Origin of the sequence: Pseudomonas sp. PSB11 (assembly GCF_014596605.1) — a bacterium.
GTDB lineage: Bacteria > Pseudomonadota > Gammaproteobacteria > Pseudomonadales > Pseudomonadaceae > Aquipseudomonas > Aquipseudomonas umsongensis.
In genome coordinates, this window is record NZ_NOIO01000001.1 from 426,655 (window position 1) to 440,103 (window position 13,449).

Genomic DNA, 13,449 nt, shown 5'->3' on the forward strand with positions numbered 1-13,449 from the left:
TATAGGCCTCGGGGCAGGGAAGGTCATTGTCCGATTGGCGGTCCGTGACTGTACCCTGTAGGAGCGAGCATGCTCGCGATGGTCGTGAACGATAACGCGTGAAACCAGGCACCCCGCAGCGCCTTTGGGTTTCTCGCGAGCATGCTCGCTCCTACAACAGGTGGTCGTGCGGCTAAAAGCCGGGTTAGACTCCTTGATCCTGCCCAACCCGCTCAGTGATGCTTTCCGATGCTTGAACAGTACGTCAAAAAGATCCTCACCTCGCGCGTTTATGACGTTGCCGTAGAAACCCCATTGCAGACTGCTCGCCAGCTCTCCGAGCGGCTGGGCAACGAGATTTTGCTCAAGCGTGAAGACTTGCAGCCCGTGTTCTCGTTCAAGATTCGCGGCGCCTACAACAAGCTGACGCAGCTGAGCGATGAAGAGCGCGCTCGCGGCGTGGTTACCGCTTCGGCGGGCAATCACGCGCAAGGCCTGGCCCTGGCGGCCAAGGTCCTGGGCGTGAAAGCCACCATCGTCATGCCCAAGACCACGCCCGAGATCAAGGTCGAAGGCGTGCGTTCGCGCGGTGGCAAAGTGGTGCTGCACGGCGATTCGTTTCCGGAGGCCCTGGCCTACTCGCTGAAACTGGTCGACGAAAAAGGCTACGTCTACATTCACCCCTACGACGATCCCCACACCATTGCCGGGCAGGGCACAGTGGCCATGGAGATCTTGCGCCAACACCCGGCGCCCCTGGATGCGATCTTCGTTCCAGTCGGTGGCGGCGGCCTGATCGCCGGTATCGCGGCGTACGTGAAGTACCTGCGGCCGGACATCAAGGTCATCGGTGTCGAGCCGGACGACTCCAATTGCCTGCAAGCCGCCATGGCGGCGGGTGAGCGTGTGGTATTGCCGACCGTGGGCATCTTCGCCGATGGCGTCGCGGTGGCCCAGATCGGCCAGCACACTTTTGATATCTGCAAAGACTACGTTGACGAAGTCATCACCGTCAGTACCGACGAAATCTGTGCGGCGATCAAGGACATCTACGACGATACCCGTTCGATCACCGAACCTGCCGGCGCCTTGGGCGTGGCCGGGATCAAGAAGTACGTCGAGTCCCGCGGCGTCACCGGACAGACCTTCGTGGCCATCGACTCCGGGGCCAACGTCAATTTTGACCGCCTGCGCCATGTCGCCGAGCGCGCTGAACTGGGCGAAGGCCGTGAAGCCATCATCGCCGTGACCATCCCTGAGCAGCCGGGGAGTTTCAAGGCGTTCTGCGAAGCCATCGGCAAGCGTCAGATCACCGAATTCAACTACCGCTACAACACTGGCAGCGAAGCGCACATCTTTGTCGGGGTACAGACTCATCCGGAAACCGACCCGCGTCGCGCGCTGATCGCCAGCCTGGGCGAGCAGGGCTTTCCGGTCGTCGACCTGACCGACAACGAACTGGCCAAGTTGCACATCCGCCACATGGTCGGCGGTCGCGCGGCGCATGTGGTCGATGAAGTGATCCTGCGCTTCGAATTCCCGGAGCGTCCGGGCGCGCTGTTCAACTTCCTCAACAAGCTCGGCGGGCGCTGGAACATTTCCATGTTCCACTATCGTAACCACGGTGCGGCCGATGGTCGTGTGGTCGCGGGCCTGCAGGTGCCTCACGAGGAGCGTCATTTGGTGCCGGCAGCGCTGGAAGAAATCGGCTACCCGTACTGGGACGAAACCGACAATCCGGCCTATCAGTTGTTTCTCGGCTGAGCGGCTACGCTGATGGGCACGCCCTTAAGGAAATCGAACCATGGAAACGTTGACGGCCCTGAAAGCGGCGCACACGGTGGCGACGGTGGTGTTGCTGGTCTGTGCGCTGGGCCTGGGGATCTGGGTCTGGCGGACCCGGCGTAACGGCGACGTGACTGCGGGCAGCCGTACGCTGCAACGGCCTCGGGTGTTCGTCTGGCTGTTGATGGGGCTGGCTTTGCTGAGCATGCCGTTTACCGGTTGGTGGATGGTGCACCTGGTGGGCTGGCCGTTGGGGCAGACCTGGTTGCTGGCTTCCAGTGTGCTTTACACCGTTGCGGCGTTGTCGTGGTTCTGGTTGTTGGTAAGGCTGAACAAGGTGCGCAAGACGCCGGGTGGGGTGGGCAGATTTACCTTTGCACTGGCGTTGTTCAGTTTCGTCTGCTTTGTGGCGATTGCGGGATTAATGGGCGCCAAGCCGGTTTAACCGGTTAAACCGTGTTGCCCCATTCGCGAGCCGGCTCGCTCCCACAAGGAAATTGTGTCGTTCACACATCCACTGTGGGAGCGAGCCTGCTCGCGAAAGCAATATCAGCCGCGCAGACTGATGACTGGCCAGCCCCGCTTCTCGGCCTCGGCGCGCAAGTTCGGATCCGGATCGACCGCCACCGGGTTCGCCACCTGCTCCAGCAACGCCAGGTCATTCATCGAGTCGCTATAAAAGTAGCTGCCCTCGAGGTTGTGCCCGGTTTCTTCCAGCCAGCGATTGAGCCTTGTCACCTTGCCTTCACGGAAGCACGGTACATCGGTACTGCGCCCGGTGTAGCGGCCGTCCTGCATTTCGCATTCGGTGGCGATCAGGGTCTCGACGCCCAGGCGCGCGGCAATCGGGCCGGTCACGAAACGGTTGGTGGCGGTGATGATCACCAGTTTGTCACCGGCATCGCGGTGTTGGGCCAGCAACTCGATCGCCTTGGGCAGCAGGATCGGTTCGATGCAGTCGCGCATGTAGTCGCTGTGCCATAGGTCCAGGGTGGCCATCTCGGTACGGCCGAGCACTTCCAGGCAGAAGTTCAGGTAGGCGTCGTTATCGAGCTTGCCAGCCAGGTAGTCCTGGTAGAACTCGTCGTTACGGGCCTTGTAGGCGACGGCGTCGAGGAAGCCGCGTTCACAAAGGTAATCGCCCCAGGCATGGTCACTGTCGCCGCCCAGAAGCGTGTTGTCCAAGTCGAATAAAGCCAGCCGCATCGCAGTTACTCGCTGAAAAGTCTGTAGAAAGGCGTCCAGAATACGGACTTTTCACAAGAGTGCACATAACGTAGGCCGGCGCGTTGCTGCCTTAACAACCTTTGTGGAACAATGCGATGACATGCGTTTGCGAGGTTGTTGCCGTGATCGACCCCGATGGTTTCCGTCCTAATGTCGGGATCATTCTCACGAATGATGCTGGCCAGGTGCTATGGGCTCGCCGTATCAATCAAGATGCCTGGCAGTTTCCTCAAGGCGGGATCAACCCCCAGGAGACGCCGGAAGACGCCTTGTACCGCGAGCTGAACGAAGAAGTGGGCCTGGAGCGCGAAGATGTTGAAATACTCGCCTGCACTCGGGGCTGGTTGCGCTATCGTTTGCCGCAACGTCTGGTCAGGACGCACAGCCAACCGCTGTGCATCGGCCAGAAGCAGAAATGGTTTCTCCTGCGCCTGATCTCCAATGAGCAGCGGGTGCGGATGGATTTGACCGGTAAACCGGAATTCGATGGCTGGCGCTGGGTCAGTTATTGGTATCCGTTGGGCCAGGTGGTGACATTCAAGCGCGAGGTGTATCGACGCGCCCTCAAAGAGCTTGCCCCGCGCCTTTTAGCGCGCGACTGACGACGGAGTTCGACCCCGAGCCATGCTCAATACGCTGCGCAAGATCGTCCAGGAAGTTAACTCCGCCAAGGATCTCAAGGCGGCGTTGGGGATTATTGTGTTGCGCGTCAAAGAGGCCATGGGCAGCCAGGTCTGCTCGGTCTACCTGCTTGACCCCGAGACCAACCGCTTTGTGCTGATGGCTACCGAGGGCTTGAACAAGCGCTCGATCGGCAAGGTCAGCATGGCGCCCAATGAAGGTCTGGTGGGTCTGGTCGGCACGCGTGAAGAACCCCTGAACCTCGAAAACGCCGCGGATCACCCGCGCTACCGCTACTTCGCCGAAACCGGTGAAGAGCGCTACGCTTCGTTCCTCGGGGCGCCAATCATCCACCACCGACGTGTCGTCGGTGTGTTGGTCATCCAGCAAAAAGAGCGCCGCCAGTTCGATGAAGGCGAAGAAGCCTTCCTCGTGACCATGAGCGCGCAACTCGCCGGGGTTATCGCCCACGCCGAGGCCACCGGTTCGATCCGTGGCCTGGGCCGGCAGGGCAAGGGTATCCAGGAAGCCAAGTTCATCGGCGTGCCGGGCTCGCCCGGCGCGGCGGTCGGTACGGCGGTGGTCATGCTGCCGCCGGCCGACCTGGACGTGGTGCCCGACAAGACCATCATTGACATCGAAGCGGAACTGGGGCTGTTCAAGACCGCCATCGAAGGTGTGCGTGCGGACATGCGTGCGTTGTCCGCCAAGCTCGCCACGCAGTTGCGCCCGGAAGAGCGCGCGTTGTTCGACGTCTACCTGATGATGCTCGACGATGCGGCGCTGGGCAGCGAAGTGACCACCGTGATCAAGACCGGGCAGTGGGCCCAGGGCGCGTTGCGCCAAGTGGTCACCGATCACGTCAACCGCTTCGAATTGATGGACGACGCCTACTTGCGTGAGCGTGCGTCAGACGTCAAGGACCTCGGTCGTCGCCTGCTCGCTTATTTGCAGGAAGAGCGCCAGCAAACCCTGGTCTATCCCGACAACACCATCCTGGTCAGCGAGGAACTGACGCCGGCCATGCTCGGCGAGGTTCCGGAAAACAAGCTGGTGGGCCTGGTTTCGGTGCTTGGCTCCGGTAACTCCCACGTTGCGATCCTTGCCCGGGCCATGGGCATTCCAACGGTGATGGGCCTGGTGGACCTGCCGTATTCCAAGGTCGACGGCATTGGCATGATCGTCGACGGTCACCGCGGCGAGGTCTACACCAACCCCAGCGACGTGCTGCGCAAGCAGTTCGCCGAGGTGGTCGAAGAAGAAAAGCAACTGGCCCTCGGGTTGGATGCGCTGCGCGATCTGCCGTGCATCACGGTCGATGGCCACCGCATGCCGCTCTGGGTCAACACCGGCCTGTTGGCGGACGTCGCGCGCGCGCAAAAGCGCGGGGCCGAAGGCGTCGGTCTGTACCGCACCGAAGTGCCGTTCATGATCAACCAGCGCTTCCCGAGTGAAAAGGAACAGCTGGCGATCTACCGCGAGCAACTGGCCGCGTTTCACCCACAGCCAGTGACCATGCGTACCCTGGACATTGGTGGCGACAAGTCGCTGTCGTACTTCCCGATCAAGGAAGACAACCCGTTCCTCGGCTGGCGCGGCATTCGCGTCACCCTCGACCACCCGGAAATCTTCCTGGTGCAGACCCGTGCCATGCTCAAGGCCAGTGAAGGCTTGAACAACCTGCGGATTCTGCTGCCGATGATCTCCGGCACCCATGAGCTGGAAGAAGCCCTGCACCTGATCCACCGGGCCTGGGGCGAGGTTCGCGACGAAGGTTGCGACGTACCGATGCCACCGATTGGCGTGATGATCGAGATTCCGGCAGCGGTGTACCAGACCAAGGAACTGGCGCGACAGGTGGACTTCCTGTCGGTTGGTTCCAACGACCTGACCCAATATCTGTTGGCCGTGGACCGTAACAACCCGCGAGTAGCCGACCTGTACGACTACCTGCACCCGGCGGTGCTGCAAGCCCTGCAAACCGTAGTGCGAGACGCCCATGCCGAAGGCAAGCCAGTGAGTATCTGCGGCGAAATGGCCGGTGACCCGGCGGCGGCGGTGCTATTGATGGCGATGGGTTTCGACAGCTTGTCGATGAACGCCACCAACTTGCCGAAGGTGAAGTGGATGCTGCGCCAGATCAACTTGAGCAAGGCCAAGCAGCTGCTCGCCGAACTGATGACCATCGACAACCCGCAGGTTATCCACAGTTCGCTGCAGTTGGCGCTGAAGAACCTTGGGTTGGCACGGATGATCAATCCGGCGGCGATCAAGCCTCTCTGAATTTGCGACACCCCCTTCGCGAGCAAGCCCGCTCCCACATTTAAACGCATTTCAAATGTGGGAGCGGGCTTGCTCGCGAAGAGGGTCGAACGAACAACGCAACACTAAAGCCGAATATCCACTTCCCCAAGATGTCCGCCAAACGGCCCGAAACTCCGTTCGACCAAATGCCGCGAGCCATCCGCCTGCACAATCAACGCCGTACTCGCCCGCGTCCCATAACTCTGGCTGGCAATAAACACACTCGACAGCAGCGTCTCGGTGGCCAACCCCACTCCGGTGTCCGGCAGGTCTGCAAACGGCGCTTGCTGTGAATCGCCGAGCAAGGCCAGCAAAGACTGCGGTTGCGGATCATCCAGTACCTCGCCCAGTGCCGCCTTGGCCCTGAGCAGTTTCGGCCACGGCGTATCGAGCCCGGCGTTCGACAGGCCGTAGATCCCCGGCGGTAGCATCACCGCTTCCGATTCCCGTGCATTGAAATGCCACATCTCATTGGCGTTGCCGATCAGTAAGTTAAATCCGCCATATTCAGGCGCACGGGCGACAACGTCGTCTAAATAGTCATCAATTGGCACATCTTTGGTGAGGAATCCCGCCACTAACTCACCGCGCGACCTGCGCCCTGGCGGTCGATGCGGGTCGCGGATGTTGGTCAGCGCCGCAAAGCGCCCGTTGGCGCCGAGACCGAGCCAGGTTCCTCCCGCCTCCAGGTCTCGCCCGGCGTGCACCTGGGGGGCCTCGGGCCATTGCGCCAGTGGCAGGCTGGGGCGGGCATAAAATTCGTCGCGGTTAGCCGCCACGATCAGCGGTTGGGCGTGGCCCGGTCGCCAAGCAAAAACAATCAGGCACATAAGGTGATCCTTGTGTGTTTTTTCCCCCACTCTACGCAGTCATCGTGCGGGTATCCATCGCCATCCAGTGGAGCCCGAGGCCATGCATCCGTTACCATGCCGCTCCGGTTTTGGGGTTGGGAGGGGAAAAGCATGGAGTTTCTGCTCTATCTGGCGCTCGGCGCCTGTGCCGGAGTGCTGGCCGGGCTGTTCGGCGTGGGGGGCGGAATCATCATCGTCCCGGTGCTGGTATTCAGCTTCAAGGCCCAGGGGTTCGATCCGTCGATCCTCACGCACCTGGCCGTAGGCACCTCGCTGGCGACGATTATCTTTACCTCGGTCAACGCCATTCGGGAGCACCATCGCCGTGGAGCGGTACGCTGGCCAATTTTTACGTGGATGACCCTGGGCATTCTGATTGGTGCGGGTTTTGGCGCGCTGACTGCCGAAGCGATCTCCGGGCCCAACCTGCAAAAGATCATCGGCGTGTTTGCCTTGGTCATTGCTGCGCAGCTGGCGTTGGACCTCAAGCCCAAGGCCAGCCGAACGGTGCCGGGTAAACTCGGTCTGACCGTAGCCGGCAGCGTAATTGGCTGGGCTTCAGCGATTTTCGGGATTGGCGGCGGGTCACTGACCGTGCCGTTCCTGACCTGGCGCAGCGTGCCGATGCAGCAAGCGGTCGCCACGTCCTCTGCCTGCGGCCTGCCGATTGCGCTGTCCAGTGCATTATTTTTCATGATTCTGGGCTGGCACGATCCGTTGCTTCCGGCCCATAGTCTCGGTTTCATATATTTGCCGGCGCTGCTGGGCATTGCCCTGACCAGCATGGTCTTCGCCCGCTTCGGCGCGCGACTGGCGCACAATCTGTCGCCAAGGTTGCTCAAAAGACTGTTTGCCGCTTTGCTGTTTGGCGTTGGCCTGAACTTTCTCGTCTGAAGCATCTGCTCTGACGCACGACACAATCCTGGCTTAATCCTGAGGTGACAGCGTCGCCCGGGAATTGATTTGAACTCATGAGGAGTCGCAATGCTGCCTTACCCGCAGATCGACCCGGTGGCCTTGGCCATCGGTCCGCTGAAAATCCACTGGTACGGGTTGATGTACCTGATCGGCATCGGCGGCGCCTGGCTGCTGGCGTCGCGCCGGCTGAACCGTTTCGACCCGACCTGGACCAAGGAGAAGCTCTCCGACATGGTGTTCTGGATGTCGATGGGGGTGATTGTCGGTGGTCGCCTGGGTTATGTGCTGTTCTACGATTTGAGTGCTTATATCGCCAATCCGCTGTTGATCTTTGAAGTGTGGAAGGGCGGGATGTCGTTCCACGGCGGGTTCATCGGCGTGATGTTGGCCGCCTTGTGGTTCGGTAAAAAGAACAACAAGTCGTTTTTCCAGCTGATGGACTTCGTCGCGCCGATGGTGCCGATCGGCCTGGGCGCCGGGCGTATCGGCAACTTCATCAACGCCGAGTTGTGGGGCAAGGCTACCGATGTGCCGTGGGCGATGGTCTTCCCGACTGATCCGGCACAACTGGCACGTCACCCGTCGCAGCTGTATCAGTTTGCGCTCGAAGGCGTCGCGCTGTTCCTGATCCTGTGGCTGTTCTCGCGCAAACCACGGCCGACCATGGCGGTATCGGGGATGTTCGCGCTGTTCTATGGCATCTTCCGTTTCATTGTCGAGTTCGTTCGCGTACCGGATGCGCAACTGGGCTATCTGGCCTGGAACTGGCTAACCATGGGCCAGGTGCTCTGCGTGCCGATGATCGTCGGCGGGCTGTTCCTGATCTGGCTGGCGTATCACCGCGCCCCGGCGACTCCAGCGGCGGCCGTATAAATTTCGAACCCCGCAGCGATGCTGCGGGGTTCAAGGACACAGGTAATTCATGAAGCAATATCTCGAACTGGTCGCCCACGTCATCAAGAACGGCACCAAGCAGGCCAACCGCACTGGCGTGAACACCATCAGCTTTCCGGGCGCCATGCTGCGTTACGACCTGCAGGAAGGTTTCCCGGCGATCACCACGCGCAAGATGGCCTTCAAATCCGCCATCGGCGAGATGTGCGGGTTTCTGCGTGGCGTGAACAATGCCGCGCAATTCCGTGCGTTGGGCTGCAAGGTCTGGGACCAGAACGCCAATGAAAACGCCCAGTGGCTGGCCAACCCGTTCCGCCAGGGTGAAGACGACCTCGGCGAGATCTACGGCGTGCAATGGCGTAAATGGCCGGCGTACAAGCAAATCCCGCTCAGCAACCCGGCCGCCATCGAGCAAACCCTGAAGCAGGGTTATCGCCAGATTGCCGAAGGTGAAGAAGATGGACAGGCCTATGTGGTGTTGTACAAGGCCATCGATCAGGTTCACCAGTGCGTCGACACCATCATCAAGGACCCGGGCAGCCGCCGTATCCTGTTTCACGGCTGGAACGTCGCGCAGCTCGATGAAATGGCCCTGCCGCCTTGCCACCTGCTGTACCAGTTCCACCCGAATGTCGAGACCAGGGAGATTTCCCTGACCCTCTACATCCGTTCGAACGACTTGGGCCTGGGCACGCCGTTCAACCTCACCGAAGGCGCCGCGCTGCTAAGCCTGATCGGTCGACTGACCGGCTACACGCCGCGCTGGTTCACCTATTTCATCGGCGACGCCCACGTCTATGAAAACCACCTGGACATGCTCAACGAACAGCTCAAGCGCGAGCCGTTCCCGATGCCCAAACTGGTGATTTCCGACCGCGTACCGGAGTTTGCCAAGACGGGTGTTTACCAGCCGGAGTGGCTGGAGCTGGTTGAGCCGAGTGATTTTTCGCTGGAAGGCTATGAGCACCATGCGCCAATGACCGCGCCAATGGCGGTCTGATTCCTGACGCTTAACCAATGTGGGAGCGGGCTTGCTCGCGAAGGCGGTGTATCAGTCGACATCTCTAATGACTGACACACCGCCTTCGCGAGCAAGCCCGCTCCCACTTTTGGCGTTGCAGTGCTTTCAGTGACCGTGGCTACGGCCCACATGCGAATGCTCAACCTCCGTCGCCACAACCCCGCCACTCACTTCCAGCCTCTGCAAAATCCCGCATTGATCGACATCTGGTCCTTCGCCACAACGCTGGCGCAGGTCGAGCAGTTGCGCCTGCAGGGCCAGCAGCCCATCGATCCGCGCCTTGACGTGATGGATGTGCTCGTCGATCAGCGCATTCACGCTTTCACATTGATCCTGCGGACTGTCGCGAAAGGCCAACAGGCTGCGAATTTCTTCCAGGGTCATGTCGAGGGTGCGGCAGTTGCGGATGAAGGTCAGGCGTTCGGCGTGGGCCTGGGTGTAGACCCGGTAGTTGCCGTCGCTGCGGGCCGGTTCCGGCAGCAGGTTCTCGCGTTCGTAGTAGCGGATGGTTTCCACGGCGCAGTCGGTGAGTTTGGCCAGCTCTCCAATCTTCATGACGGCAATCTCCAAATAGGTGCTTGACCCTATAGTGGCTACAGGGTCTTTACTTGGCAACAGGCACCTTCAAGGACGCGACCCGATGAGCGACTCCCTTCACACCCACAAACCCGAGGCTGATCACGATCACAGCCATAAACTCAAGCCTGTGCACAAACATGCGCATGGCGGCCCCGGGGATTCCTGCTGTTGCGCCAAAGTGGCGGCGCCGTCGCTGATCAAGTTGAACGAAATGCCGACCGCCAACGCGCGGTTGAGCACTTTCCGCATCGAGGCCATGGATTGCCCGACCGAGCAAACGCTGATCCAGAACAAACTCGGCAAGCTGGCGGGTGTGCAGCAGTTGGAATTCAACCTGATCAACCGTGTGCTCGGCGTAACCCACGACTTGCCAGGCACTGCACCGATCATCGACGCCATCAAGTCCCTCGGCATGCAGGCCGAGCCGCTGGAGCAGGGTGTTGAAGCGCCCGCCCCGGCGCCGGTGAAAAAGCCCTGGTGGCCATTGGCGTTGTCGGGTCTGGGTGCGCTGGTGGCCGAAGTGATTCACTTCACCAGTGCTGCACCGAATTGGGTGGTGGCGGTCATCGCTCTGGTCTCGATCCTCAGTGGCGGCCTCGCAACCTACAAGAAGGGCTGGATTGCCCTGAAGAACCTCAACCTGAACATCAACGCCTTGATGAGCATTGCGGTGACCGGTGCAATCCTGATCGGGCAATGGCCGGAAGCGGCGATGGTGATGTTCCTGTTTACCGTGGCCGAGCTGATCGAGGCCAAGTCGCTGGACCGGGCGCGCAATGCAATCAGCGGCCTGATGCAGATGGCGCCGGAGCAGGCCACGGTGTTGCAAGCCGATGGCCGCTGGATTGCGCAAAACGTCAAGTCCATCGAACTCGGCGCGCGGGTGCGGGTACGCCCCGGTGAGCGGATTGGCCTGGACGGTGAAGTGGTGTCCGGCAGTTCGACCATCGATCAGGCACCGATTACGGGTGAAAGCCTGCCGGTGGAGAAAACCGTTGGCGACAAGGTATTCGCAGGCACCATCAATCAGGCCGGCTCCCTGGAATATGCCGTGACTGCTGAAGCGAACCATTCGACGCTGGCGCGGATCATTCACGCCGTCGAACAGGCTCAAGGCGCGCGGGCGCCGACCCAGCGCTTCGTTGACCGCTTCTCGAAAATCTACACCCCGGCGGTGTTTGTCCTGGCCCTGGCGGTGGCGGTGATTCCACCGCTGTTCATGAATGCGCTGTGGTTTGACTGGATCTACCGCGCGCTGGTCCTGCTGGTTGTCGCCTGTCCTTGTGCCTTGGTGATTTCCACGCCGGTGACCATCGTCAGCGGCCTCGCGGCAGCGGCGCGCAAAGGCATTCTGGTGAAGGGCGGTGTCTATCTGGAGGGTGGCTACAAGCTCGACTATCTGGCGCTGGACAAGACCGGCACGATTACCCACGGCAAGCCGGTGCAGACTGATTATCTGGAGCTTGATCCGAAGGCCGATGCCGCGGTGCCGGCAATTGCCGCAGCACTGGCCGGTCGTTCGGATCACCCGGTGTCGTTGGCCATCGCCAATGCCGCTGTGGATAAACAACACCCGCTGATGGTTGTGGATAACTTCGAGGCGCTGGCTGGACGTGGAGTGCGCGGTGACATCAACGGCCAAACCTATCACTTGGGCAACCATCGGCTGGTCGAAGACCTGAACCTGTGCTCGCCGGAGCTGGAAGAGACGCTGTTCGCGCTGGAAAAACAGGGTAAATCCGTAGTGCTGCTACTCGATTCATCCGGCCCATTGGCGCTGTTTGCCGTGGCCGACACAGTGAAGGAGTCCAGTCGCGAAGCGATCCAGCAGCTACATGACCTGGGCATCAAGACCCTGATGCTGACCGGCGACAATTTCTACACCGCCGAGGCGATTGCCGCGCAGGTTGGCATCGACCAGGCACAAGGGGATCTGCTGCCCTCTGATAAGTTGCAAGCCATCGAAGCACTTTATGCTCAGGGCCATAACGTTGGCATGGTCGGTGACGGCATCAACGATGCGCCCGCACTGGCTCGCGCCGAAATTGGTTTCGCCATGGCTGCCGCTGGCACAGACACGGCAATCGAAACCGCCGATGTCGCCCTGATGGACGACGATCTGCGCAAAATTCCGACGTTCATTCGCCTTTCGCGACAAACCTCGAGCATCCTCAAGCAGAACATTGCCCTGGCATTGATCATCAAGGCGATCTTTCTTGGGGTAACCTTCGCCGGACTCGCCACCATGTGGATGGCGGTGTTCGCTGACATGGGCGTGAGCCTGTTGGTGGTGTTCAATGGCTTGCGCCTGCTGCGCAAATAAACGATGAGGGACAGTTGTGCTGAGTGCCGAGCTGAAGGCGTTTTACATGGTCGCCCGCCTGGGCAGCATCACCCTGGCAGCGAAAAAGCTCGGTTTGAGCCAACCCACGGTGACCACCCAGATTCGCAACCTGGAAAGCCAGTACTCAGTTGAGTTGTTCTACCGGGGCGGCCGCCGCCTGAGCGTCAGCGATGAGGGCGCGCGGCTGTTGCCGATGGTCAAGGGACTGCTGCAACAGGAAGCCGACATCGAGTTCTTCCTGCGTAACAGCGGGCAGGTCCAAGGCATGTTGCGCATCGCCGCTACGGCGCCGTACTACATCCTCGACTTGGTGAAAACCTTCCGCGAACGCCTGCCGCAGGTAGAGGTGTCGGTTGAAATCGGCAACTCCCAGCAGGTGCTCGAAGCGTTGGAGGAGTACCGGGTGGATGTCGCGGCATCCTCGCAGTTGCTGGAGGATGCGCGGCTGATTCGACGGGTGCTGGGCAGCGATCCGCTGGTGCTGGCGGTGCATCGCAATCATCCATTGGCGGTATACGATCACGTGCCGCTGGGCGCATTGGCAGGGCACACATTGTTGATGCGAGAGCCGGGTTCGACCACCCGGCGTTTGACCGAAGAGTTGCTCGCCAGCGCCGGTGTCGGTTTCGGGCCGCTGCTGGAGATTGGCAGCCGCGAATCGATCCGTGAGGCGGTGTTGCGCAATATCGGGATCAGCATTATTGCCCGCCAGGAAGTGCCGCATGATCCGCAACTGCGCGTGCTGACCATCGAGAATGCGCCGCAGATTCCGGAGTACCTGTATTGCCTCAAGGAGCGAAAAAACGCGCGGTTACCGGCGGCGTTTCTGGGATTGGCGCAGGAAATGTCCCCGGCCTGAGATTAGCGGTGACAGTACCGGCCCCTTCGCGAGCAAGCCCGCTCCCACATTAGATCTTCAGTGAACT

General features: G+C 60.7%; 12 protein-coding genes. 9 read left to right on the forward strand and 3 right to left on the reverse strand.

What is annotated here, in order from left to right; genetic code table 11:
* Positions 1 to 228: 228 nt before the first annotated feature.
* Entirely contained in the window at positions 229 to 1,743 is a 1,515-nt protein-coding gene (gene ilvA, locus CGA21_RS02010; RefSeq protein ID WP_110747892.1) for a threonine ammonia-lyase, biosynthetic, read from the forward strand.
* A 40-nt stretch (positions 1,744 to 1,783) separates the two neighbouring features.
* Positions 1,784 to 2,209 carry a DUF2269 domain-containing protein gene (locus tag CGA21_RS02015; protein WP_110747889.1) on the forward strand — a complete coding sequence of 142 codons (426 nt, stop codon included), beginning with the start codon at positions 1,784 to 1,786 and terminating at the stop codon, positions 2,207 to 2,209.
* A 104-nt stretch (positions 2,210 to 2,313) separates the two neighbouring features.
* On the opposite strand, the gene CGA21_RS02020 is transcribed toward CGA21_RS02015, so the two are convergent.
* Positions 2,314 to 2,970, reverse strand: a complete 657-nt coding sequence (locus tag CGA21_RS02020; RefSeq protein WP_188263419.1) for an HAD family hydrolase — start codon at positions 2,968 to 2,970, stop codon at positions 2,314 to 2,316.
* Positions 2,971 to 3,113: 143 nt separating this feature from the next.
* Between CGA21_RS02020 and CGA21_RS02025 the strand changes: the two genes are divergently transcribed.
* Together CGA21_RS02025 and ptsP are read left to right on the forward strand one after the other, a co-directional pair.
* Positions 3,114 to 3,593, forward strand: coding sequence for an RNA pyrophosphohydrolase (locus CGA21_RS02025; protein WP_007897732.1), 480 nt, complete (start codon positions 3,114 to 3,116; stop codon positions 3,591 to 3,593).
* Positions 3,594 to 3,615: 22 nt separating this feature from the next.
* Complete coding sequence (ptsP, locus tag CGA21_RS02030) at positions 3,616 to 5,895, forward strand: phosphoenolpyruvate--protein phosphotransferase (RefSeq protein ID WP_110747883.1); 2,280 nt, start codon at positions 3,616 to 3,618, stop codon at positions 5,893 to 5,895.
* A gap of 104 nt (positions 5,896 to 5,999) precedes the next feature.
* Here the strand turns inward: ptsP and CGA21_RS02035 are convergent, their stop codons facing one another.
* Positions 6,000 to 6,746: an NRDE family protein gene (locus CGA21_RS02035; RefSeq protein ID WP_188263420.1), complete on the reverse strand. Its 747-nt coding sequence runs from the start codon at positions 6,744 to 6,746 to the stop codon at positions 6,000 to 6,002.
* Between the two features lie 132 nt (positions 6,747 to 6,878).
* On the opposite strand from CGA21_RS02035, the gene CGA21_RS02040 reads away from it, so the two are divergent.
* The 3 genes from CGA21_RS02040 (at position 6,879) to CGA21_RS02050 (ending at position 9,579) form a co-directional block, all read left to right on the forward strand.
* On the forward strand, positions 6,879 to 7,661 hold the full coding sequence (locus CGA21_RS02040; RefSeq protein ID WP_188263421.1) for a sulfite exporter TauE/SafE family protein: 783 nt from the start codon (positions 6,879 to 6,881) through the stop codon (positions 7,659 to 7,661).
* Positions 7,662 to 7,751: 90 nt separating this feature from the next.
* Entirely contained in the window at positions 7,752 to 8,558 is an 807-nt protein-coding gene (gene lgt / locus CGA21_RS02045; protein WP_008064986.1) for a prolipoprotein diacylglyceryl transferase, read from the forward strand.
* Positions 8,559 to 8,607: 49 nt separating this feature from the next.
* Positions 8,608 to 9,579: a thymidylate synthase gene (locus CGA21_RS02050; protein WP_188263422.1), complete on the forward strand. Its 972-nt coding sequence runs from the start codon at positions 8,608 to 8,610 to the stop codon at positions 9,577 to 9,579.
* Positions 9,580 to 9,705: 126 nt separating this feature from the next.
* On the opposite strand, the gene cadR is transcribed toward CGA21_RS02050, so the two are convergent.
* Positions 9,706 to 10,155 carry a Cd(II)/Pb(II)-responsive transcriptional regulator gene (gene cadR / locus CGA21_RS02055; RefSeq protein ID WP_110747874.1) on the reverse strand — a complete coding sequence of 150 codons (450 nt, stop codon included), beginning with the start codon at positions 10,153 to 10,155 and terminating at the stop codon, positions 9,706 to 9,708.
* An 85-nt stretch (positions 10,156 to 10,240) separates the two neighbouring features.
* On the opposite strand from cadR, the gene CGA21_RS02060 reads away from it, so the two are divergent.
* Positions 10,241 to 12,502 carry a heavy metal translocating P-type ATPase gene (locus CGA21_RS02060; protein WP_188263423.1) on the forward strand — a complete coding sequence of 754 codons (2,262 nt, stop codon included), beginning with the start codon at positions 10,241 to 10,243 and terminating at the stop codon, positions 12,500 to 12,502.
* A gap of 16 nt (positions 12,503 to 12,518) precedes the next feature.
* On the forward strand, positions 12,519 to 13,382 hold the full coding sequence (locus tag CGA21_RS02065; RefSeq protein WP_110747869.1) for a LysR family transcriptional regulator: 864 nt from the start codon (positions 12,519 to 12,521) through the stop codon (positions 13,380 to 13,382).
* Positions 13,383 to 13,449: the final 67 nt, after the last annotated feature.